This window comes from Limnohabitans sp. (assembly GCF_040401135.1).
GTDB lineage: Bacteria > Pseudomonadota > Gammaproteobacteria > Burkholderiales > Burkholderiaceae_C > Limnohabitans.
Genome location: NZ_JBBAOV010000009.1, coordinates 41,715 through 65,280, shown reverse-complemented (window position 1 = coordinate 65,280; position 23,566 = coordinate 41,715). Strand labels below are relative to the sequence as shown.

Here is a 23,566-nt window from a genome sequence, read left to right as displayed (position 1 = left end):
CTGAACACATCCCAGCCGGGGCCGACGGGTAAACCGTTTGCACCTGCACGTTGTTCGTCTTCTGCGGTGCGGCGTTTGGCGTCGATGGCCACCACGATGCACTGCGCGCCGTATTTGGCTGACGCATCGCGAATGACTTGTGGGTTGGCAATGGCCGCAGAGTTAAAGCTCACTTTGTCAGCGCCTGCGTTGAGCATGCGGCGCACGTCGTCAACGGTGCGCACACCACCACCCACAGTGAGAGGGATAAACACTTGGCTGGCCACGGCTTCAATGATGTGAAGAATCACATCGCGTGCGTCGCTGGTGGCGGTGATGTCCAAGAAGGTGAGCTCGTCAGCGCCTTGGTCGTTGTAGCGTGCCGCGATTTCCACAGGGTCGCCTGCATCGCGCAGCTCGACAAAGTTGACGCCTTTGACGACGCGACCGCCGGTCACGTCGAGGCAAGGAATGATGCGCTTAGCAAGCATAGAGATCCAAAGAGTTCTTCAAGAAACGGTCAAACGCTGCCAGCCAACCCATTGGCCACCAGCGGGAATCGAGATGGGGTCTAACACCTGCGCGGCTTCCACGCACAACATGCGCGCAAAGCCTTGGGCGGGCATGTCGGCCAGTGCGGCGCACTTGCCCTCGCCCGGGTTCCACACCACTGAATTGGCCCATGAGGGGCTTTGTTCAATTTGCAGGGAGCTTGTGCCGTCTTGCAGGTGCAGTGGGTTTGACGATGCGCTTTCACCCCATGAGTACACACGGTCAAACTCGCCATCAAAGTACAGCGCCTCGTCAGCTAGGCCATGCACATCGGCCACCGCATCCCATTCGGGGCGGCCGCCTAGGCCACGCAGCTCGGTCAGATCGATGTCGTCCACCGCTAGGTAAGTGTGCAGTGCGCCGGTGAAGTGCAATTCATTTAGCGTTTCGGTGTTGTTGACGATCAAGGTAACGGTCAACTGGCCTGGGGCCAAGTTGATACACATCTCGGCCACAAAGGCTTGTTGCCACAGCAACAAGGTATCTGGGTTGGTGCAGAGCGTGAAGTTCATGCTTGCGCCTTCATCGCTGACCTCAGATTCGACCTTGTGCGTGGCATCACCGCTTTGCGCCACCTCGACAAAGTGCCCAAAGTGCCAACGCATGTTGCGTGCAAAGCCATGCTTGGGCAAGGAGCCGCGTTGGTTGAACTGAGGAAAGCACACGGGCACGCCACCACGGATGGCGGACTTGCCATCCCACAGGTTATGGGGGCTTAGATACAAACGCTCGCGGCCTTGACTGACCCACGACAACACATGCGCGCCTTGCAGGGCCACCAGCACGGTGTCTCCGCAAGGCAAGGTCAAGCGCTGGCAGGCTAGACCGCGGTAAAGCTCGCCGCAGGCAGCGCTGCTGGCGGCTGTGGCATTAGCCATTGAGCTCGTCAGCGCGGGCTTGGGCTTTTTCAAAGTCCAAATCGCCGCTGTAAATGGCGCGGCCGCAGATCACGCCTTCCACGCCCTCGTCTTCTACTGCGCACAACTGTTCGATGTCGGCCATGTTGGACAAACCGCCAGAAGCGATGATTGGGATAGACACGGCTTGAGCCAACTTGACGGTAGCGTCGATGTTGATGCCACTCAGCATGCCATCGCGACCAATGTCGGTGTAGATGATGGACTCGACGCCGTAGTCTTCAAACTTTTTGCCAAGGTCAGCCACATCATGGCCAGTGAGCTTGCTCCAGCCGTCGGTGGCCACTTTGCCGTCTTTGGCATCTAGGCCGACGATGATGTGGCCGCCAAAGGCGCTGCACGCATCGCGCAAGAAGCCGGGGTTTTTCACGGCAGCGGTGCCGATGATGACGTAGCTTAGGCCAGCGTCGATGTATTTTTCAATCGTGTCGAGGTCGCGAATGCCGCCCCCCAACTGCACCGGAATGTTATGACCCACCGCTTTCAAAATGGCTTTGATGGCCGCTTTGTTTTGGGGTGTGCCAGCGAAGGCACCGTTCAAGTCAACCAAGTGCAGGCGACGTGCGCCTTTGGCCACCCAGTTGAGCGCCATTTGCGCTGGGTCTTCACCGAAGGTGGTGGATTGCTCCATGTCGCCTTGTTTGAGGCGCACGCAATGTCCGTCTTTGAGGTCAATGGCAGGAATTAAATACATGATGGTTTAAAGGTTCAAGGGTTCCAGTGCAGAAAATTTCGAAACAAGGCCAAGCCATGTGCCGCACTTTTTTCTGGGTGAAATTGTGTCGCAAAAAGGTTGTCACGGGCCACGGCGCATGTAAAAAGGCTACCGTAGTCGGTTTGGGCTGCCGCATGCGCTAAATCTCTGGGGCAAGCATAAAAGCTGTGCACAAAGTAGAAAAAGCTGGCATCGGGAATACCTTGCCACAAGGCGTGCGGTTGGGCTTGCAACACTTGATTCCAACCCATTTGCGGCACTTTGAAGCGGCTGCCGTCAGCTTGCAAGCGACCGGCTAAATCAAACTTCACCACCTCGCCAGCAATTAAACCCAAGCCGGGTGTGTCGCCCTCGGCGCTGTGGTCGAGCATCATTTGCATGCCGACGCACACACCAAACAATGGCTTTTTGTCAGCAGCATCTAACACGGCTTCCAGCAAACCCGACTCGCGCAACTCGCGCATGCAATCAGGCATAGCGCCTTGGCCGGGCAAGACCACGCGGTGCGCGTGGCGCACCACTTGCGGGTCAGAGGTGACGATTACCTCAGCATGGTCCACCTCCGAAGCGGCATGCATGACCGCCTGCGCCACCGAGCGCAAGTTGCCCATGCCGTAATCAACCACGGCCACTTTGTTATGCATAAGCGCGAGGGATCACAGGCTTCCCTTGGTGGAGGGGATCATGCCGGCAGAGCGTGGGTCCAATTCCAAAGCTGCGCGCAAGGCGCGGGCAAAGGCTTTGAACACAGTCTCAGCTTGGTGGTGCGCGTTTTCGCCACGCAGGTTGTCGATGTGCAAGGTGACAAACGCGTGGTTCACAAAGCCTTGGAAAAATTCAAACGCCAACTGGCTGTCGAACTCGCCAATCATGCCGCTCTTAAACGGCACGTGCATGATCAAACCAGGACGGCCCGAGAAGTCCACCACCACGCGGCTGAGGGCTTCGTCGAGCGGCACATAGGCGTGGCCGTAGCGGCGAATGCCTTTTTTGTCGCCCACGGCTTTGGCAAACGCTTGACCCAAGGTAATGCCCACGTCTTCCACGGTGTGGTGACCGTCTATGTGCAGGTCGCCCTTGGCTTGGATGTCGAGGTCAATCAAACCATGACGTGCGATTTGGTCGAGCATGTGGTCAAAGAAGCCAATGCCGGTAGAGAGCTTAGATTGGCCCGTGCCGTCAAGGTTGATCTTGACAATGATTTGGGTCTCGGCCGTGTTGCGGCTGACTTCGGCAATACGCGCTGGTGTTTGTGATGTCATGTCGTGACTTTCGATGAAATAAGTGCTGCTTGCAGGGCAGCCAAGAGCTGTTGGTTCTCGTCGGGTGTTCCGATGGTCAAGCGCAAGCAATTTACCAGCAATGGATGCATTTTAGAAACGTTCTTCACCAACACTTGATGAGCCTTGAGGACCTCAAAAGCACGGTTGGCGGCATCGGTATCTGAATCGGTATTGCCATGGAAACGCAGCACCATCATGTTGGCTTCGCTGGCGAAAGGCGTGACGCCCGCCATCTGCTGTAAAGCTTTGAATAAGACTTCACGCTCGGTGCGAACGGTGGCAGCTTGCAGAGCAAACACCTCGGCGTGCTCTAGGGCAAACAGAGCGCACTCGGCGTTCAGCACGCTCACGTTGTAAGGTGGTCGCAGTTTGTCAATCTCGTTGATCAGCGCTTGCGGGGCAATCATGTAGCCCAAGCGAACACCAGCCAAACCAAACTTGGATAAGGTGCGCATCAACAACACATGGGCATTGGCCGCTGGGTGTAGGCGAATTTCGCCCAACCAGCTTTTGCTGGAGAACGGCTGGTACGCCTCGTCCATCACCACCAAGCCACCGTAGGCACTGACCTGGGTGATGAGGCGGCGAATGGTGTGGGCATCCCACAAATTGGCCGTGGGATTGTTGGGGTACGCGATGTAAACAATGGCGGGCTCATGCTGCGCGATGGCGGCAGACATGGCGACTTCGTCCAGATCAAAGTCGGCCTTGAGCGGCACGGGTATGTATTGCAAACCTTGCAGCTTGGCACTCATGCCGTACATCACAAAGCCGGGCTCAGGGGCCAACACTTTGGCGTTTGGAATGGCGCAGGCCATCGACAACAAAGAGATGAGTTCGTCAGAGCCGTTGCCCAGCATCAAGCCCAAACCTGCGGGCAAATGGACGTATCGCGCCAGCGCATTTTTGAGGTCGTCGATGCGTGCGCCGGGGTAACGGTTGACTTCCACCGCGCCCAAACGCGCGCCCAACTGGGCCTGCAATTCGAGTGAGAGCGTGAATGGGTTTTCCATCGCGTCAAGCTTGACCATGCCCGCCGAGTGCTGCACGGCATAGGCGTGCATGGCTTGAACGTCGGGGCGAATGAAACGCAGGGCCTTGTTCGTTTGATTCGTCATGTCAGTCTTTCTTCAACCGAAACTCAGCCGCCATGGCGTGGGCTTGCAAGCCTTCGCCATAGGCCAACACCGCAGCAATCTTGCCCAGCGTTTGTGCGCCCTGCTCGCTCACTTCAATTAGGCTGCTGCGCTTTTGAAAGTCGTACACGCCCAAAGGCGAGCTAAAACGAGCCGTGCCGCTGGTGGGCAACACGTGGTTGGGGCCAGCGCAGTAGTCGCCCAAGCTTTCGCTGGTAAAAGCGCCCAAGAAAATTGCGCCTGCGTGCTTGAGCAAGGGCTCCCATTTATGCGGCTCGCTGCTTGACACCTCTAAATGTTCGGGTGCAATGCGGTTACTGATGGCGCAGGCTTCTTCCATGCTGCGGGTATGGATGAGCACACCACGGCCATTGAGCGATTTTTCGATGATGTCCTTGCGCGGCATTTGCGGCAGCAAACGCACCATCTCGGCTTGCACGCGGTCGATGTAAGCAGCATCGGGGCAGAGCAACACGCTTTGCGCCAGCTCGTCGTGTTCGGCCTGGCTGAACAAGTCCATTGCCACCCAATCAGCGGGCGTGGAGCCATCGGCCAATACCAGAATCTCGCTGGGGCCAGCAATCATGTCGATGCCCACCGTGCCAAACACGCGGCGCTTGGCTGCGGCCACATAGGCGTTGCCGGGACCGGTGATTTTGTCTACCGCGGGTACGGTGGCTGTGCCGTAGGCCAAAGCGGCTACGGCTTGTGCGCCGCCGATGGTGAAGACGCGGCTGACGCCGGCCACATACGCAGCAGCAAGCACCAATGGATTTTTCTCACCGCGCGAGGCGTTGGCCGAGCTTCTGTCTCTTGCTGGCGTAGGAACCACCATGATGATCTCTTGCACGCCCGCGACGTGCGCAGGAATGGCGTTCATCAACACGCTGGATGGATAAGCGGCTTTGCCACCGGGCACATAAATGCCCACGCGGTCGAGGGGTGTGACTTTTTGGCCCAGCAGCGTGCCATCGGCATCGCGGTAGGTCCAACTTTCGCCGCTGGCCTTTTTTTGCGCCTCGTGGTAACTGCGCACGCGTGCGGCGGCGGCTTGCAAAGCGTCGCGTTGCTCGGTGGGCAAGCCATCAAAAGCGGCCTTCAGTTCGGCTTGCGTCAGCTCCAAAGCGGCCATGTTGTCGGCCTTCAAGCCATCAAAGCGCTCGGTGTATTCGAGCACGGCGGCATCGCCGCGTTTTTGCACGTCGGCCACGATGTCGGCCACGCGCTGCTCGATGGCCGCGTCGGTGTCGGCAGACCAATGCAGACGCGCTTTGAAATCGGCTTCAAAGGTGGGACTGGTGGTCGAGAGACGAAGCGGTTTGGCCATCTTGTGTGCGGTAGTGGTGAGAGTTTATTTACTTGCTGATGAATACGCAGGAAGGGCTGCAGAGAAAGCGTCGATGATGCGGCGAATGTCGGCCTGCTTCATCTTCAGCGCGGCTTGGTTGACCACCAAGCGCGAGCTGATGTCCATGATGCGCTCGACTTCCACCAAGTGGTTGGCCTTGAGCGTATTGCCAGTGGACACCAAGTCCACGATGGCATCGGCCAAGCCGGTGAGCGGGGCCAACTCCATGGAGCCATAAAGTTTGACCAAATCCACGTGCACGCCTTTGGTGGCGAAGAAGTCACGCGCGATGGTGGTGTATTTGGTAGCGACCTTCAAGCGCGCGCCTTGTTTGACTTTGGTCTCGTAGTCGAAGCCTGAGCGCACCGCCACGCTCATGCGGCATTTGGCAATTTGTAAATCAAGCGGTTGGTACAAGCCCGTGGCAGCCACACCCGCTGCAACGCCACCGCCGTGTTCAATGAGGGTGTCAAGGCCAGTCACGCCCAAATCAGCGCCACCGTACTGCACATACGTGGGCACGTCAGACGCACGCACCAACACCACGCGCACGTTGGCGTGGTTGGTGGGCAAGATGAGCTTGCGAGACTTTTCTGGGTCCTCCAACACTTCAATGCCCGCGGCTTTAAGCAGCGGCATGGTTTCATCAAAAATGCGGCCTTTGGAAAGAGCGAGGGTAATCATGATTTGACCCTTTCAATGTCAGCGCCGATGGTGCGCAGCTTGGCTTCCATCTTGTCGTAGCCGCGGTCCAAGTGGTAGATGCGGTCCACCAAGGTTTCACCGTCGGCCACCAAGCCTGCAATCACCAGCGAGGCAGATGCGCGCAAATCGGTGGCCATCACGGTGGCGCCAGACAGCTTTTGCACACCTTCCAGCACTGCCACTTTGCCTTCAATTTGGATGTTTGCGCCCAAGCGCACCAACTCGTTGACGTGCATGAAGCGGTTTTCAAAAATGGTTTCTGTCACCTTGGACGTGCCCTTGGCAATCGCGTTCAAGACCATGAACTGCGCTTGCATGTCGGTAGGAAATCCTGGGTATTCGGTAGTGCGAAAGTTTTGCGCCTTCAGGTGCGCATACGCAGGCGCTGCGCCTTGGATGCGAATGCCGTCTTCATTGGCAGTGACCACAGCACCTGCGTCGCGCAGCTTGTCGATGACCGCATCCAAATGGTCGGCACGGGCGTGACGCAAAAACACATCACCGCCGGTGGCAGCCACGGCACACAAAAACGTGCCGGCTTCAATGCGATCGGCCACCACTTTGTGGGTGCAACCCTGCAAACGCTCAACGCCTTGAATGCGAATGCGGCTCGTGCCGTGGCCTTCAATCTTCGCGCCCATCGCGATCAGCATTTCGGCCAAGTCTGGGATTTCTGGCTCTTGCGCGGCGTTTTCGAGAACAGTTTCGCCTTCGGCCAAAGCCGCAGCCATCAGGAAGTTTTCTGTGCCAGTGACGGTAACCATGTCGGTAGCAATGCGCGCGCCCTTGAGGCGTGTGCGACCGCCGTTGAGTTTGGCAACCATGTAGCCGTGTTCGACTTCAATCTTGGCACCCATGGCTTGCAAGCCTTTGATGTGCTGATCCACAGGCCGTGAGCCAATGGCACAACCGCCGGGCAGCGACACCTTGGCGTGGCCAAAGCGAGCCAACAAAGGGCCAAGTGCTAGCACCGAGGCGCGCATGGTTTTCACCAGCTCATACGGGGCTGCGGGATTGTTCAACGCGCCGGCATCCAAACTGACCGTGCCGTCATCAGCGCGCTCGGCGGTGACGCCCATGTTGCGGATGAGTTTGAGCATGGTGGCCACATCTTGTAACTGCGGCACGTTGTGCAGAGTCACAGGCTGGTCAGTCAACAAGGCAGCGCACAGTTCGGGCAAGGCCGCGTTTTTAGCGCCCGAAATCAGCACCTCACCATTGAGGGTGCGACCGCCGCGAACGAGTAATTTATCCATAGTTTTCTTAGGCTTGAGGTGCAGCTTGCCACTCGGCAGGTGTGTAGGTTTTCATGGACAAAGCGTGAACTTCGTCTGTTTTAATTTTTTCACCCAAGGTGGCGTACACCTGTTGGTGGCGCTGGATGAGGCGCTTGCCTTCAAACTCGGCGGACACCAAGGTGGCATACCAATGACGGCCATCGCCCTCGACGTGTAAATGTTCGCAAGACAGACCTGCAGCGATGATGGCTTGTAATTGTTCGGCGGTCATTCTTATCCTCTAATTTTGTAACCCGTGCGCAGCAAGTGCAGCGCGATGGCCGACACCAACGTTGCGCACACACCCACCACACCTAAACTTAACCATGGCGACACATCGCTTTGGCCAAAAAAACCAAAACGAAAGCCGTCGATCATGTAGAAGAACGGGTTGAGATGGCTCACGCTTTGCCAAAAGCTGGGCAGTGAATGGATGGAATAAAACACACCGCTCAAAAACGTCATCGGCATGATGATGAAATTTTGGAAGGCCGCCATTTGGTCAAATTTATCGGCCCATAAGCCTGCAATCAAACCCATTGAGCCCAGCATGAGCGCCCCCGTCACTGCAAAAGTGATGGCCCACAAAGGCTGCGAGGGCAAGAGTGAAAAATCGAGCACCGACGATTGCCACACAAATAACACGCCCGCCAACAACACACCGGCACCCACCAACAAGCCGCGCACCATGGCCGACAGCGCATAGGCAAAAAACCAACTCCAGTGCGACAGCGGTGTGAGCAGCAAAAAGACCAAGTTGCCCATGATCTTGCTCTGCACCATGGACGACGAGCTGTTGGCAAATGCGTTTTGTAACACGCTCATCATCACAAGGCCAGGAATTAAAAACGCGGTGTAGCTCAGGCCCTCGTACACCTGCACGTGCTCTTCAAGCACATGGCCGAAGATCATCAAATACATCACCGCAGTAAGTACAGGTGCTGCCACCGTTTGGAAACCAACTTTCCAAAAACGCAGCACCTCTTTGTAAAACAGCATGGTCCAACCGGTCATCATGCTTGTCTTTCTGAATGTTGGTGCATCACGTCGAGGAACACATCTTCCAAGTCGGCTTTGCGAATTTCCACGTCTTGCGCGTTCAAGCCCGCCTCGCGAACAGCTGCGAGGTAGTGTTCGATTTCTAACGCGTCATTGGCTGGGAACTGCACGATGCGACCCGTCACACGCGCCTTGGCCGCGAGCAGCGGTGGCAACTCAGCATCAAGCTTGAAGCGCAGCACATTGCTCGACGCAGCTTTGAGCAACTCGGTGGTACTGTCAAGCGCCACCACTTTGCCGTTTTTCAACATGGCAATGCGGTTGCACAAGGCTTCGGCTTCTTCGAGGTAATGCGTGGTCAGCAACACGGTGCTGCCATCGCGGTTGAGCTTGGCGATGAACTGCCACAAGGTTTGGCGCAGCTCAACGTCTACCCCCGCCGTGGGCTCGTCGAGGACGATGACAGGCGGCTTGTGCACCAAAGCCTGCGCCACCAACATGCGGCGCTTCATGCCGCCAGAGAGTTGGCGCATATTGTGGCTGGCTTTGTCGGCAAGGCCAAGGCTGTGTAAGAGCTCGTCAATCCAGTCGTCGTTGCGCTTGACACCAAAATAGCCCGACTGAAACTTCAAGGCTTCGCGCACATTGAAGAACGGGTCAAACACCAATTCTTGCGGCACCACGCCCAGCATGCGGCGGGCTTTGGCAGATTGGGTGGCCACATCGACGCCGTGTACCAACACCGTGCCAGAGGTGGCCTTGGCTAAACCGGCCAAGATGCTGATGAGGGTGGTTTTGCCCGCGCCGTTGGGGCCTAAGAGCCCAAAGAATTCGCCTTTTTGGACATCAAATCGAACACCATCGAGCGCCTGAAACGGGCCTCGATCGGTAAGAAAAGTTTTGGAGACGGATTGGAAAGAAATAGCGGGCATAAGCAGCATTACATTTTAAGGCTTTACCAATGCCCTGAGCCTTGAAGGCGCCTAAACGACGCCGAAAGAACGCCTAAAAACCGTTTTAGTGGAGCAATGCGCTCAGGCCATAGACCTTGGCTAAGGTTTGGGCACGCTCTGGCAGGCCCGTGACACGCAACTGCGCACCTTTGGCCTGCACCGCACGATGGCAAGCCAAGATGACAGCCAAAGCTGAGGAGTCAAACTGGGATAAGGCCGATGCGTCCAACACCGCTTCGCCGCCTTTGGCCAACTGCGCAGTCAAAGATGCAACCAAACCATTGGCCACCGACTGAGCTTGGGCTTGCAACAAAACAGCGGGCAAAGCAATGGAGGCGGTCAAGGTGTTCATGTCTTATTTGGATGCCCGGGCATTGGCTTTGTTACGCTCGGCCAAACTGGCGATCAAACCATCAATACCTTTGGTGTTGATTTCTTGGGCAAACTGGCTTCGGTAGTTTTCAACTAACCAAATGCCCAGCACATTGAGGTTGTAAATACGCCAACCCGATGGTGCGTCATTTGATTTCTCAACGCGATAGTCCAGCTGAATGGGCTCACCTTTGCCACGAATCTCGGTGCGAACCACCACCTCTTTGTCGTCTGCAGCAGCACGTAAAGGCTTGACCACAATAGTCTGATCATTTAACTGGCTCACTGCGCCAGAATAGGTGCGTATCAGCAGAATTTTGAATTCTTCTTGCAAGCGTTTTTGCTGCTCTGGCGTGGCTTGACGCCAGCCCGGACCGACCGCCGAGGAGGTCATGCGTTGAAAGTTCACATGCGGCATCACGCGCTGGTCCACCAAAACAGAAATCTTGGTCACATCGCCAGACAAAATAGATTTGTCGGCTTTCACAATGTCCATCAACTCAGTTGTCAGGCGCTTGATAAAAAAATCTGGCTCTTCGTACGCTGCATGCGCGAGTTGCCCCGTCAGGGACAAGCCAAGAGCAAACCCAAGCGAAACAAGCTGACTCAGCCATGAACGGCGACTGGCAGCCAATGTTGAAAATCGAATACAACCCATAAAACCCAATTCCTTACCGTAGATCAATTAAAACGTACCGAGCACTTATTTGGATGACTGAGATGGCGCTTGGCTTTGATCGGGCAAGTCTTCTTCGGGTGGATTTCCATCAAAGATTTGTGAACGCCTGCGCTGCAAATAGGCATCGCGCAAGAAGGCGTATTTGTCAATCGACGCCTCATTCAACATATTGCCAGCCGCCAAAAACGATGTGCGCCTGTCGACGATGCGCAGAATCTGAGTTTCTGGACCAAAGCTAGCGATCCGTGCGTTGCTGACGGGATCCACCTGCCAATCCACAGGAAGGCCTGCGGTGTCTCGAACCGTCGAGGGGCCAAGCAAAGGCAGAACAAGGTAGGGGCCACTATGAACACCCCAATATCCCAAAGTCTGGCCAAAGTCTTCTGGGTAGCGCTCAAGCTTGATCGCAGTAGCCACGTCGAAAAGGCCATAGACACCCACGGTGGTGTTCACCACCACGCGCATCAATGACGACGCCGTTTGACGCCCCTTGAGTTGCAGGCCATTGTTCAAAACGGCAGACACATCAGAAAAATTATTGAACACATTGCGCACGCCGGTCTGAACCAGGGTTGGCGTGTAGTCACGGTAGCCGGTTGCGACAGGCTTGAGCACGTTTTCGTCTAAGGTGTCGTTGAAACGAAAAACGCTGCGGTTGAGTGGCTCAAGCGGGTCTGCGGGGTTTGTTTGTGGGCCCGAAGCGCAACCTGTCAAACACAAGATTGAACCCACAACGAGTAGGCCCTGAACTGATCGAGAGAAAAGCCGAGAGATCATTTGTCACCACCTTTCGTGGCGGGCTTGGCCGCAGAGTTGTACAAAAATTGGCTGATTAAATTCTCCAACACTACTGCGGATTGGGTGGACTGAATACGATCACCATTGGCTAAATTATCAGCCTCAGAACCCGCCTCAATGCCAATGTATTGCTCACCTAACAAACCGCTGGTGAGAATTTTCAAAGAACTGTCTTTGGGAAATTGGTAGCGTGTATTGATGCCCATGGTGACCGTGGCTTGGAAGGTTTTATCGTCAAACGTGACGGACTCCACACGCCCGACCACCACGCCTGCGCTCTTGACGGCGGCTTGGCGCTTCAAACCACCAATGTTGTCAAAGCGGCCCGTGACGGTGTAGTTGGATTGGAAATTCAAACTCAGCAAATTGGCTGACTTCAAAGCTAGAAACAAAATGGCCGCTGCGCCCAAGAGCACAAACAAGCCGACCCACACATCATTTTTGGAGCGTTGCATAGCTTCCTCGATTCATCAAATACTAAACATCATGGCGGTGAGGATGAAGTCCAACCCCAACACCGCCAACGAAGCGACCACCACCGTCTTGGTAGTGGCTCGCGAAACACCTTCAGGCGTGGGCTGGGCTTCATAGCCTTGCAACAGCGCCACAAACGTGACGGTCACACCGAACACGATGCTCTTGACCACGCCATTGCCCACATCTTTCCATACGTCCACGCCACCTTGCATCTGGCTCCAGAATGAGCCGGCGTCTACGCCGATCATCAACACACCGACCATCCAGCCACCCAAAATGCCCACAGCGCTGAACACCGCCGAGAGCAAAGGCAAAGCAATGATGCCGCCCCAAAAACGAGGGCCCAAGATACGTCGCACGGGGTCGACCGCCATCATGTCCATGGCGCTGAGCTGCTCGCCCGCTTTCATCAAACCAATTTCAGCAGTGAGCGATGTACCGGCTCGGCCTGCAAACAACAAGGCACTCACCACAGGACCCAGCTCGCGCACCAAACTCAAAGCCACCAACAGGCCCAAAGCCTCGGACGAGCCATAACGCTGCAAGGTGTAGTAGCCCTGCAAGCTGAGTACAAAGCCTACAAACAAACCCGACACCGCAATAATGGCAAGCGAGTAATTGCCCAAAAAATGCACTTGGTCACGCACCAAACCAAAGCGGCGCATATTGCTGCCAAACTCTGCAACGAGGCGCACAAACAAACGAGCGCCCATGCCCAAATCGGCCAAATAGCGGCGCACGGCAAAGCCTAGGTTGGCGATGAATGTCATGCTTGCGCCCCCATGCCAAAGTCTTGCGCAACAGAAGGGCCTGGGTAATGAAATTGCACAGGTCCATCAGGCGCAGCGGTGACAAACTGCTTCACCAGCGGATCAGTACTGTGGCGAACTTCGTCAGGTGTGCCTTGCGCGGCTATCTTGCCGTTGGCCAACACAATCACTTGGTCGGCAATATGGAAAGTCTCATCCAAATCGTGCGACACGATGATGCTGGTCAGGCCCAGTGTGTCGTTAAGTTGGCGAATCAAACGCGCTGCCGTGCCCAGAGAAATAGGGTCTAAGCCAGCAAACGGCTCGTCGTACATGATGAGTTCAGGGTCTAGCGCCATGGCACGGGCCAGGGCAACACGGCGTGCCATGCCGCCAGACACCTCGCTAGGCATCAAATCGCGTGCGCCACGCAGGCCCACGGCTTCGAGTTTCATCAAGACGATGTCACGAATCATGGACTCGCTCAGGTCAGTGTGTTCGCGCAGCGGAAAGGCCACGTTGTCAAAAACACTCAAATCGGTGAACAAGGCGCCAAACTGAAACAACATACCCATGCGACGCCGCACGGCGTACAAATCTGGGGCATTAAGTGCTGCCACTTCTTGACCATCAAAAGTGAGGCTGCCTGATTGGGCGCGGTATTGACCGCCAATCAAACGCAGCACCGTGGTTTTACCACCGCCGGACGCGCCCATGAGTGCCGTGACTTTGCCGCGCGGCACAGTCAGGGTGATGCCATCGAGAATCAGCCGTTCGCCATAGCCAAAGCAGACGTCACGCAATTCGACCAGCGCATCAGGGTTTGTGTTTAATGGGGAAGTGGTAGTCATAGAAACAAAAGCTGGCCTATTAATAGAACAGACCAGCTTTCGCTATTTTAGAGCCAAGCCGTAAAAGGCTTGTAAAGATGAGAAATTAACGCGGCAGATCGCTCGCGCCCATCAAAAACTCATCCACCGAGCGTGCCGCCTGCCGGCCTTCGCGAATGGCCCACACGACCAAAGATTGGCCGCGGCGGATGTCGCCTGCCGCAAACACTTTGGCCACATTGGTGGCGTAGCCGCCCGTGAAGTCTGTGGTTGCCTTGGCGTTGCCGCGTGCGTCTTTCTCAACGCCGAAGCCTTCCAAAATGGTGGCCACGGGGTTCACAAAGCCCATCGCCAACAACACGAGGTCGGCTTTGATAATTTCTTCGCTGCCCGCCACTTCAACCATCTTGCCGTCTTTCCATTCGACACGGACGGTTTTGACGCCAGTAACTTTGCCGTTTTCACCGACGAACTCTTTGGTCGAGATAGCAAATTCGCGTTTGAGCAAACCCTTCTCGGAACTCTCGTCGTGGCTGGAGCTGGTGCGCATCTTCAACGGCCAGTAAGGCCAAACCATCGGCTTATTTTCCTGCTCGGGCGGCATAGGCATCACCTCGAACTGAACCACGCCAGCAGCGCCGTGGCGTGTGCTGGTGCCCACGCAGTCAGAGCCAGTGTCGCCACCGCCGATGACCACCACGTGTTTGCCGTCAGCGCGCAATTGGTCCTTGACCTTGTCGCCGCCGTTAACCTTGTTTTGTTGGGGCAAAAACTCCATCGCGAAATGAATGCCTGCCAAGTCGCGGCCAGGGGCCGGCAAGTCGCGTGACTGCTCAGAACCGCCGGTTAACAACACCGCGTCAAAGTCTTTTTGCAATTGCGCAGGGGTGATGGTGTCTTTGGCCCAATTGGTGACCTTCGAACCTTTTGGCAATTCACCCACCATGACGTTGGTACGGAGGGTCACGCCTTCAGCTTCGAGCTGTTTGGCGCGGCGGTCGATGTGCGACTTTTCCATCTTGAAGTCGGGAATGCCGTAGCGCAGCAAGCCGCCGATGCGGTCGTTTTTCTCGAACAAGGTCACGTCGTGACCGACGCGGGCCAACTGCTGTGCAGCGGCCATACCAGCAGGGCCCGAACCCACCACTGCCACTTTTTTACCAGTCTTGTGTTTGGCGGGCTGAGCGACCACCCAACCTTCAGACCAAGCTTTGTCGATGATCGCGTGCTCGATGGACTTGATGCCCACCGCGTCACCATTGACGTTCACCACGCAAGCGGCTTCGCAAGGTGCAGGGCAGATGCGACCCGTGAACTCAGGGAAGTTGTTGGTGCTGTGCAGCACATCAATCGCGTTTTTCCAATCGTCTTGGTACACCAATTCGTTGAAGTCCGGAATGATGTTGTTGACGGGGCAGCCGCTGTTACAAAACGGTGTGCCGCAGTCCATGCAACGCGCCGCTTGTTGTTTGGCTTGGCCATCGTCCAAAGTGATCACAAATTCATCGTAGTTTTTCAGGCGTTCTTTGACGGGCTTGTAGCCCTCTTCGATACGCTCAATTTCCATAAAGCCAGTGACTTTTCCCATGATTCAAATCCTATTTAGGGGTACTTTGCAATACGTTGTGCGTTACTTAACGGCGACAGCTTTTTGGGCCGATGGAACTACCGCCTTGGCAGTCTTGGCTGCGTTTAACTCGCCCAAGGCGCGCTTGTATTCGTTGGGGAAGACTTTGACAAACTTGGTACGCGCGGTCGCCCAGTTGTCCAACAAGTCGCGAGCGCGTTTAGAGCCCGTCCAACGGTGGTGGTCTTCAAGCAACTTCTTGAGTTGCGCTTCATCGGTTTGATCACGGTGCCAAATGGCGCGTGGCAAGGTGTCTTCTTGCTGAGCAGCGGTCAAAACCTTTTCCATAGAGACCATGGCGGTGTTGCACTTCTTGTCAAACTGGCCGTCTTCGTCGTACACATAAGCCACACCGCCGCTCATGCCGGCTGCGAAGTTGCGGCCGGTTTTACCCAACACAGCCACCGTGCCACCGGTCATGTATTCGCAACCGTGGTCGCCTGTGCCTTCGACCACTGCGGTCGCGCCAGATAAACGCACAGCAAAACGCTCGCCAGCCACACCTGAGAAAAACGCTTCACCGCGTGTCGCTCCAATCATCACGGTGTTACCCACGATGATGTTGTTCACCGCGTCGCCACGAAAATCGATGCTGGGGCGCACCACCACGCGGCCACCTGAAAGACCTTTGCCGGTGTAGTCGTTGGCGTCACCAATCAGGTACAGCGTGATGCCCGCACACAAGAACGCGCCGAACGATTGACCGCCCGTGCCTTCTAGCTGAATGCGGATGCTGTCATCTGGCAAACCTTCTGGATGCACCTTGGTCAGAGCACCAGACAACATCGCACCGACTGAACGGTTGACGTTGCGGGCCACTTCCATGAACTGCACCTTCTCGCCGCGCTCAATGGCGGGCTTGGATTTCTCGATGAGTTTTTGGTCCAGTGCTTTTTCCAAGCCGTGGTCTTGCTTAGACACATGGAAGCGCGGCACTTCTGGGCCCACTTGAGGCACAGCCAACAAACGGGAAAAGTCGAGGCCCGAGGCTTTCCAGTGGTTGATACCAGCGCGCATGTCCAGTAAGTCGGCACGACCGATCATGTCGTCAAACTTCCGAACACCCAACTGCGCCATGATTTGACGCACTTCTTCTGCGATGAAGAAGAAGTAGTTGACGACGTGCTCAGGCTTGCCTGTGAACTTCTTGCGCAACTCTGGGTCTTGTGTGGCCACGCCCACGGGGCAGGTGTTCAAGTGGCACTTGCGCATCATGATGCAACCCTCAACCACCAGCGGTGCAGTGGCAAAGCCAAACTCGTCAGCGCCGAGCAAAGCACCCACAGCCACATCGCGACCCGTTTTCATTTGGCCGTCGGCTTGTACGCGCACGCGGCCACGCAAACCATTCAACACCAAAGTTTGTTGAGTTTCGGCCAAGCCGATTTCCCATGGTGAACCGCAATGCTTGATAGACGACCAAGGCGAGGCGCCTGTGCCGCCATCGTGACCCGCGATCACCACGTGATCGGCCTTGCACTTGGCAACGCCTGCGGCAATCGTGCCCACGCCGATTTCGGCCACCAACTTCACGCTGATGTCCGCGTGAGGAGCGACGTTCTTCAAGTCGTGGATCAGTTGAGCCAAGTCTTCGATGGAGTAAATGTCGTGGTGAGGCGGAGGAGAAATCAAGCCCACGCCTGGCACGCTGTAACGCAGCTTGCCAATGTACTCAGACACTTTTGCGCCTGGCAACTGACCGCCTTCACCAGGCTTAGCGCCTTGGGCCATCTTGATCTGAATTTGGTCAGACGAAGACAGGTATTCAGCCGTCACACCAAAGCGGCCCGAAGCTACTTGCTTGATGCGTGAACGCAAGCTGTCACCAGCAAGCAGAGGCATGTCCACCTCAACCACATCGGCACCGATGATGGACTTCAGGCTATCGCCTTGCTTGATGGGGATGCCTTTGAGTTCGTTGCGGTAACGCGCTGGATCTTCACCGCCCTCGCCCGTGTTGGACTTGCCGCCAATGCGGTTCATCGCTACGGCCAATGTGGCGTGTGCTTCGGTACTGATAGAGCCGAGAGACATTGCGCCTGTGGCGAAACGTTTGACGATTTCAGTGGCTGGCTCAACCTCATCCACCGAAATGGCTTTGCTAGGGTCAATTTTGAAATCAAACAAGCCGCGCAATGTGAGGTGGCGCTTGTTTTGGTCGTTGACGATTTGTGCGTACTCTTTGTACGTGTTGAAGTTGTTGGAGCGCGTGCTGTGTTGCAGCTTGGCAATCGCATCCGGCGTCCACATGTGCTCTTCGCCACGGGCGCGCCATGCGTATTCACCGCCAGCATCGAGCATATTGGCCAACACGGGTTTACCGCCAAACGCATCATGATGCATGCGAATGCCTTCTTCGGCCATTTCGAAGATGCCAATGCCTTCCACTCGGGTCGGTGTACCAGTGAAATACTTTTGTACGGTTTCGGTGTTGATGCCAATGGCTTCAAACAGCTGTGCACCGCAATAAGACATATAGGTAGACACGCCCATTTTGGACATGATCTTCGACAGGCCCTTGCCGATGGCTTTGATGTAGTTGTAGATGGCTTTGTCGGTCGACAAATCAGCTGGCAAATCTTTGTGCAAGTTGGCCAGTGTTTCAAGCGCGAGATAGGGGTGAACGGCTTCAGCGCCGTAGCCTGCCAACACTGCGAAGTGATGCACTTCGCGTGCGCTGCCAGTTTCCACCACCAAACCAGCGGTGGTACGCAAGCCTTCACGCACCAAATGTTGGTGAATGGCAGACAAGGCCAACACAGCTGGAATCGCCACTTGGGTGGCGCTTACAGCGCGGTCGCTGATGATCAAAATGTTGTGACCGCCTTTGATGGCGTCCACAGCTTCGGCACACAAAGAAGCCAACTTGGCTTCGACGCCTTCATGGCCCCATGCCAAGGGGTAAGTCATGTCCAGCGTGGCACTCTTGAACTTGCCGTTGGTGTACTGTTCGATATCACGCAACTTGGCCATGTCCGCAAAGTTCAGCACGGGCTGGCTGACTTCCAAACGCATGGGTGGATTGACTTGGTTGATGTCGAGCAAGTTGGGCTTAGGGCCCACGAACGACACCAGCGACATCACAATGGCTTCACGGATCGGGTCGATCGGTGGGTTGGTCACCTGCGCAAACAGTTGCTTGAAGTAGTTGTACAGCGGCTTGTTTTTGCTAGACAACACTGCCAGAGGGCTGTCATTGCCCATGGAGCCAATGCCCTCTTCGCCGTTGATGGCCATCGGAGCCATCAAGAACTTGATGTCTTCTTGGCTGTAGCCGAAGGCTTGTTGGCGGTCGAGCAACGACACATCGCTGGCCTTGGCGGTTTCGCCTTCGTGGCCTTTGACGTCATCGAGCTTGATGCGGACGTTCTCAATCCATTGCTTGTAAGGCTTGGTGTTGGTCAGGCCAGCTTTGAGTTCTTCGTCGTCGATCATGCGACCTTGTTCGAGGTCGATCAAGAACATCTTGCCGGGCTGCAGACGCCACTTGCGAACTATTTTGCTCTCAGGCACGGGCAACACGCCTGACTCAGAGCCCATGATGACCATGTCGTCGTCGGTGATGCAGTAGCGTGAAGGACGCAAACCGTTGCGGTCCAGTGTCGCGCCGATTTGGCGGCCGTCGGTGAACACAATAGATGCGGGGCCGTCCCATGGCTCCAACATCGCAGCGTGGTATTCGTAGAAAGCCTTGCGGCGCTCGTCCATCGTGGCATGGTTTTCCCATGGCTCAGGAATCATCATCATCACGGCTTGGCTGATGGGGTAGCCAGCCATCGTCATCAATTCAAGGCAGTTGTCGAAGGTGGCGGTGTCTGACTGGTCAGCGAAGCTGATGGGGTAGAGCTTTTTCAGGTCGTCGCCCAACACGGGGGAGGACATCACGCCTTCGCGGGCCTTCATCCAGTTGTAGTTACCTTTGACAGTGTTGATCTCACCGTTGTGCGCCACATAGCGGTAGGGGTGAGCCAATGGCCATTCTGGGAAGGTGTTAGTCGAGAAGCGCTGGTGCACCAAGCCGAGGGCGGACACGCAGCGCTCGTCGGTCAAATCGCGGTAATAAGTGCCCACTTGGTCGGCCAGCAACAAGCCTTTGTAAATGATGGTGCGGCTAGACATGCTAGGCACGTAATACTCTTTGCCGTGCTTGAGGTTCAGGTTTTGAATCGCGGCGCTGGCTGTTTTGCGGATGACATAAAGCTTGCGCTCGAGCGCGTCTTGAACGATCACGTCATTGCCGCGACCAATGAAGATTTGACGGATGACCGGCTCTTTTTCGCGCACGCGGGGCGACATGGGCATGTCAAGGTTAACCGGCACATCGCGCCAGCCCAACAGAACTTGGCCTTCGGCTTTGACAGCACGGTCGAGCTCTTGCTCGCAAGCCAAGCGCGACGCGCTTTCTTTGGGCAAGAACACCATACCCACGCCGTACTCGCCCATGGGCGGCAAATTGATGCCCTGCTTGGACATCTCTTCGCGATACAAAGCATCGGGCAGTTGAATCAAGATCCCTGCGCCGTCGCCCATGAGTGCGTCAGCACCCACAGCACCACGGTGGTCGAGGTTTTCCAAAATTTTGAGCGCTTGCCCCACGATGGCATGGCTCTTGTGACCCTTGATGTGAGCGACAAAGCCCACGCCACAGGCGTCATGTTCATTAGATGGGTCGTACAAACCCTGAGATTGCAGTTGTGCTTTATCGGCAGCCGTGGTCATGGCGCGCTCCTCAAAAAATCAGCGGGACGTTAAGAATACTGCATTGCAGCATGCATGCCAAGATAATTAATTGGGGTCAGAACCTAATTAATTGGGCTCAGATTTTCTTAATTATTTAATTGGGGACGGGTTTATCACCCCTGCTGTACGGTCGTCCCGCCTTGGTTTTAAACAAGCGTCGTTCGGTTTGGGCTTGTAAAGCGGTCACAAAATGCTCATCCCCCAGCGCCCAACCACTGAGCGTGGCGTTGGTCAATGCCCCCTGCTGGTCGGCGCTGATGCCTGCGCGCACCAACTCGGCGTAGGCCGCCTCACGCGCAAACGGCGTGTTGCCCAAGGACCAACAGAGGGCATGAGGCGTGATCAAACGATCGGCTCGAAGCCCCGCATAGTGACCGTAGCTAGACCAAGGGTAATCTTCAGGTTTAGCCACCATCTGCGCACGAACGGGGTTGAGGTCAATGTAAGCCATGCACGCCAACAAATAGCGGTCGGTTTGAATAAGCGTGGAGCGATAGCGCCCTTCCCACAACGTGCCCGTGCGTGCATGCACTTTGTTGAACACCTGCACATAACTGCGACCCACGGCCTGCATCATTTTGGGCAGGCCCTGATCTTCTTGCGGCGTGAGCAGCAAATGTAGATGGTTGCCCATCAACACATAGGCGTGAACGTCCACCTTGTGCGAACGGCTGTGCTCGAACAACAGATCGAGCATGCGCTGGTAATCAGCGGTGCCGCGAAAAATGTCTTGCCGGTTATTGCCCCGCAAAATGATGTGGTGCGGGTAACCAGTGACGGTGAGACGAGGGAGGCGTGCCATCTGCAGATGGTAATTCGAACCTGACCCCGATTAATTAAGCGGCAATTGTGAATCGCGTTTCAACTAACTCTTGCAAGCCGAACTCTTCCAGCAACGCCGTCAACCGCTCCCCCGCACTGCTCTTTTTCTGCCCCGTGTACTTGGCCAAGATGAGTTCGTTTTTCATGCTGTGCTCCCAGCCTACAAGCTCGGTCACGGTCACTTGGTAGCCCATCGCTTCTAGGTACAAACAGCGCAGCACGTTGGTCAGCTGGCTGCCCATCTCACGCGTGTGCAGCGGATGACGCCACAGCTCGGCCAGCGGCGTACGCTGCAAATTGATAGCCTTATTTTTATTCAGCGCACGCGCCAGCTCGGCTTGGCAGCACGGCACGAACACCATGTATTTGGCTTTCTTTTGCAAGCCAAACGCTATCGCATCGTCAGTGGCGGTGTCGCACGCATGCAGCGCGGTGACCACATCAATCTGGTCGGGCAAGGCATCGCTGTGTGCGGACTCGGCCACGCTGAGGTTGAGAAACTTCATGCGATCAAAGCCCAAGCGCTGCGCTAGTGCTTTGGACGATTCGACCAACTCGCTGCGCGTCTCGATGCCGTAAATACTGCCCTGCCCTAAAGCTTTGAAAAACAGGTCGTAAATGATGAAACCCAAATACGACTTGCCCGCGCCGTGGTCAGCCAAGGTGGGGCCTTGCTCGCTGGTGGGCAGTTCCTTCAATAGTTTTTCGATGAACTGGAACAGGTGATACACCTGCTTGAGCTTGCGGCGCGAATCTTGATTGAGCTTGCCTTCGCGGGTGAGGATGTGCAACTCTTTGAGCAACTCGATGGACTGACCGGGGCGTAGGTCGAGATGCGAACTAGGGTCTTGGGGCTTGGACGCTGCAGCTGGTTTGTGTTTGGACATGGGTTAATTGTGCAGTCGCGATGCGATACCCAACTTAGCCCACCCCGCGTGCCCCAGTTGATTCAACACCTCAATGTTGCGTTCAAAAATGAGCGACGCATCGGGATAGGCCTCCACCGCTTTGTCAATGCTGGCTTCACGCAGCAAGTGCAACGTGGGGTATGGCGTGCGGTTGGTGAAGTTCTCGATGTCATCCTCATCCGTGCCGCCAAATTGGTAGCGCGGATGAAAGTCGGCCACTTGCAGCACGCCTTCTAGCTCTAAGTCCATCAGCACGCTGTCGCAATCTTCGAGAAAGTCATTGAAGTCCAAAAAGTCGGGTAAGGCATTGGGCGCAATCAAGAGCGTGGTGTCTAGCGTGTCTGGGTCGGCCTCGGCCAAGTGTTGCAACTCGTCGCGCAGCATGGCCAGCACGTCGGAGGGCTCAGCAGATGCACAGACGCGGTAGCGCACCATGTCTTTGACGACCACCGCCTTGGCGAAGGGGCACAGGTTGAGGCCCACCACGGCTTCTAGCAGCCACTTTTGCGTGTCTTCGGTGGCGGTTTTTTCTAAGTCAGTCATTCGGTCAGTCTGTTGTGTTCACGCGTGGCAAAGCGGTCGGTCATGCCAGCCAAGTAATCGGCCACGGCACGCGGCACATCGCTGCGCTGGGCATAGGCGGCGGGCATTTCTTCGGGCTTGGCCAAGTAAATAGCAAACAGTTCTTGCACCATGGCGCGCGCAACATCGGTGGTTTGCATCACCTGCGGGTGACGGTACAAATTGCGGAATAAAAACGACTGAAGCGCTTTTGAGCTCTCACCCATCGCCTTGCTGAACTGAACCAACGGCGGGCATTCACGCGCTGCATCGACGCTGACGGGTGCGTGTTGTTGCAGCGCTGCGCGTGTGGCGTTGATCACGTCGTACACCTGGTCGCTGAGCATGCGGCGTATGGTTTCGTACAGCACCCGACGGCCTTGAAGGCTTGGATACTCGGCCAAAGTTTGCGCTTGGTATTGGGCAAACAACGACACGTCTTGCAACTGGTCGAGCGTGAGCAAGCCCGACCGCACACCGTCGTCAATGTCGTGGGCGTTGTAGGCGATAGCGTCGGCCAGGTTGCACAGCTGCGCTTCTAGGCTGGGCTGTGTGCCGTTCAAAAAACGGGCAGCAATGCCACCCGGCTCTTGTGCGTTGAGGAGTTCTGCATTGCGACGCGCGCAGTGCTTCAAGATGCCTTCGCGGGTTTCGAAACTCAGGTTCAAGCCGTTGAAGGCGGGGTAGCGTTCTTCCAGTTCATCGACCACGCGCAGGCTTTGCAGGTTGTGCTCGAAGCCGCCATACGCGGCCATGCACTCGTTCAGCGCGTCTTGACCAGCGTGGCCGAAAGGCGTGTGGCCAAGGTCGTGGGCCAAGGCGATAGCCTCGACCAAATCTTCGTTCAACCCCAATGCGCGTGCGATGGAACGGCCCAACTGCGCTACCTCAAGCGAGTGCGTCATGCGCGTGCGAAACAAGTCGCCTTCGTGATTCAAGAAGACTTGGGTTTTGTAAACCAGGCGTCGGAACGCGGTGGAATGAACGATGCGATCGCGGTCGCGCTGATGCGGGTTGCGAAAGCTGGGTGCGTGTGCCGGAGTCTCAGGCTCAGCGTGGCGGCGACCACGGGAGAGCTCGGGCAAGCAGGCGTAGGGGGCGAGATGAGTCATTGCTTTTGTTTTCTGTGCTCGCTGGCG

At 56.1% G+C, this 23,566-nt stretch carries 24 protein-coding genes; all 24 read right to left on the bottom strand.

Translation table 11 applies throughout. From position 1 onward, the window contains the following. Nucleotides 1–470 (bottom strand): imidazole glycerol phosphate synthase subunit HisF (hisF, locus tag ABWP81_RS04300; RefSeq protein WP_353139828.1); only part of this gene is annotated, 470 nt, incomplete at its 3' end. 18 nt (nt 471–488) lie between these two features. Continuing rightward, a complete protein-coding gene (locus ABWP81_RS04295; RefSeq protein ID WP_353139826.1) occupies nt 489–1,409 on the bottom strand; it encodes a D-hexose-6-phosphate mutarotase in 921 nt (306 codons plus the stop codon). Beyond that, nucleotides 1,402–2,142, bottom strand: coding sequence for a 1-(5-phosphoribosyl)-5-[(5-phosphoribosylamino)methylideneamino]imidazole-4-carboxamide isomerase (gene hisA, locus ABWP81_RS04290; protein WP_353139824.1), 741 nt, complete (start codon nt 2,140–2,142; stop codon nt 1,402–1,404). The genes ABWP81_RS04295 and hisA overlap by 8 nt, the downstream gene beginning before the upstream one ends. A 14-nt stretch (nt 2,143–2,156) precedes the next feature. Then, nucleotides 2,157–2,807 (bottom strand): imidazole glycerol phosphate synthase subunit HisH, encoded by a 651-nt coding sequence (gene hisH / locus ABWP81_RS04285; RefSeq protein WP_353139822.1) that lies wholly within the window; start codon nt 2,805–2,807, stop codon nt 2,157–2,159. A 12-nt stretch (nt 2,808–2,819) separates the two neighbouring features. After that, complete coding sequence (hisB, locus tag ABWP81_RS04280) at nt 2,820–3,425, bottom strand: imidazoleglycerol-phosphate dehydratase HisB (RefSeq protein ID WP_353139820.1); 606 nt, start codon at nt 3,423–3,425, stop codon at nt 2,820–2,822. Then, entirely contained in the window at nt 3,422–4,564 is a 1,143-nt protein-coding gene (hisC, locus tag ABWP81_RS04275; protein WP_353139818.1) for a histidinol-phosphate transaminase, read from the bottom strand. Before hisC ends, hisB begins: the two co-directional genes overlap by 4 nt. Nucleotide 4,565: 1 nt before the next feature. Next, complete coding sequence (hisD, locus tag ABWP81_RS04270) at nt 4,566–5,909, bottom strand: histidinol dehydrogenase (RefSeq protein WP_353139816.1); 1,344 nt, start codon at nt 5,907–5,909, stop codon at nt 4,566–4,568. 24 nt (nt 5,910–5,933) lie between these two features. Continuing rightward, nucleotides 5,934–6,614: an ATP phosphoribosyltransferase gene (hisG, locus tag ABWP81_RS04265; RefSeq protein WP_353132642.1), complete on the bottom strand. Its 681-nt coding sequence runs from the start codon at nt 6,612–6,614 to the stop codon at nt 5,934–5,936. Beyond that, on the bottom strand, nt 6,611–7,891 hold the full coding sequence (gene murA / locus ABWP81_RS04260; protein ID WP_353139814.1) for a UDP-N-acetylglucosamine 1-carboxyvinyltransferase: 1,281 nt from the start codon (nt 7,889–7,891) through the stop codon (nt 6,611–6,613). Before murA ends, hisG begins: the two co-directional genes overlap by 4 nt. A 7-nt stretch (nt 7,892–7,898) precedes the next feature. Further along, the gene (locus ABWP81_RS04255; RefSeq protein ID WP_353132648.1) at nt 7,899–8,144 is read right to left on the bottom strand and encodes a BolA family protein; all 246 of its coding nucleotides are present in this window, start codon (nt 8,142–8,144) and stop codon (nt 7,899–7,901) included. Between the two features lie 2 nt (nt 8,145–8,146). Next, a complete protein-coding gene (locus ABWP81_RS04250) occupies nt 8,147–8,926 on the bottom strand; it encodes an ABC transporter permease (protein WP_353139830.1) in 780 nt (259 codons plus the stop codon). Beyond that, nucleotides 8,926–9,843 (bottom strand): ABC transporter ATP-binding protein, encoded by a 918-nt coding sequence (locus ABWP81_RS04245; RefSeq protein WP_353139812.1) that lies wholly within the window; start codon nt 9,841–9,843, stop codon nt 8,926–8,928. The genes ABWP81_RS04250 and ABWP81_RS04245 overlap by 1 nt, the downstream gene beginning before the upstream one ends. An 85-nt stretch (nt 9,844–9,928) precedes the next feature. Continuing rightward, a complete protein-coding gene (locus ABWP81_RS04240; protein WP_353132654.1) occupies nt 9,929–10,216 on the bottom strand; it encodes an STAS domain-containing protein in 288 nt (95 codons plus the stop codon). 3 nt (nt 10,217–10,219) lie between these two features. After that, nucleotides 10,220–10,894: an MlaC/ttg2D family ABC transporter substrate-binding protein gene (locus ABWP81_RS04235; protein WP_353139810.1), complete on the bottom strand. Its 675-nt coding sequence runs from the start codon at nt 10,892–10,894 to the stop codon at nt 10,220–10,222. A gap of 45 nt (nt 10,895–10,939) precedes the next feature. After that, nucleotides 10,940–11,629, bottom strand: a complete 690-nt coding sequence (locus tag ABWP81_RS04230; RefSeq protein WP_353139808.1) for an MlaA family lipoprotein — start codon at nt 11,627–11,629, stop codon at nt 10,940–10,942. Between the two features lie 59 nt (nt 11,630–11,688). Then, nucleotides 11,689–12,168, bottom strand: coding sequence for an outer membrane lipid asymmetry maintenance protein MlaD (gene mlaD / locus ABWP81_RS04225; RefSeq protein ID WP_353139806.1), 480 nt, complete (start codon nt 12,166–12,168; stop codon nt 11,689–11,691). A 15-nt stretch (nt 12,169–12,183) separates the two neighbouring features. After that, nucleotides 12,184–12,960, bottom strand: a complete 777-nt coding sequence (mlaE, locus tag ABWP81_RS04220; RefSeq protein WP_353132666.1) for a lipid asymmetry maintenance ABC transporter permease subunit MlaE — start codon at nt 12,958–12,960, stop codon at nt 12,184–12,186. Then, entirely contained in the window at nt 12,957–13,790 is an 834-nt protein-coding gene (locus tag ABWP81_RS04215) for an ABC transporter ATP-binding protein (RefSeq protein ID WP_353132669.1), read from the bottom strand. The genes mlaE and ABWP81_RS04215 overlap by 4 nt, the downstream gene beginning before the upstream one ends. A gap of 85 nt (nt 13,791–13,875) precedes the next feature. Beyond that, nucleotides 13,876–15,357: a glutamate synthase subunit beta gene (locus ABWP81_RS04210; RefSeq protein ID WP_353139803.1), complete on the bottom strand. Its 1,482-nt coding sequence runs from the start codon at nt 15,355–15,357 to the stop codon at nt 13,876–13,878. A 42-nt stretch (nt 15,358–15,399) separates the two neighbouring features. Continuing rightward, nucleotides 15,400–20,115: a glutamate synthase-related protein gene (locus ABWP81_RS04205; RefSeq protein ID WP_353139800.1), complete on the bottom strand. Its 4,716-nt coding sequence runs from the start codon at nt 20,113–20,115 to the stop codon at nt 15,400–15,402. 115 nt (nt 20,116–20,230) lie between these two features. Beyond that, a complete protein-coding gene (locus ABWP81_RS04200) occupies nt 20,231–20,938 on the bottom strand; it encodes an REP-associated tyrosine transposase (protein WP_353139797.1) in 708 nt (235 codons plus the stop codon). Nucleotides 20,939–20,972: 34 nt separating this feature from the next. Beyond that, nucleotides 20,973–21,845, bottom strand: coding sequence for a class I SAM-dependent methyltransferase (locus ABWP81_RS04195; RefSeq protein ID WP_353139794.1), 873 nt, complete (start codon nt 21,843–21,845; stop codon nt 20,973–20,975). A gap of 3 nt (nt 21,846–21,848) precedes the next feature. Next, on the bottom strand, nt 21,849–22,409 hold the full coding sequence (locus tag ABWP81_RS04190; RefSeq protein ID WP_353139791.1) for a DUF1415 domain-containing protein: 561 nt from the start codon (nt 22,407–22,409) through the stop codon (nt 21,849–21,851). Continuing rightward, nucleotides 22,406–23,539 carry a deoxyguanosinetriphosphate triphosphohydrolase gene (locus ABWP81_RS04185; protein WP_353139788.1) on the bottom strand — a complete coding sequence of 378 codons (1,134 nt, stop codon included), beginning with the start codon at nt 23,537–23,539 and terminating at the stop codon, nt 22,406–22,408. The genes ABWP81_RS04190 and ABWP81_RS04185 overlap by 4 nt, the downstream gene beginning before the upstream one ends. Nucleotides 23,540–23,566: the final 27 nt, after the last annotated feature.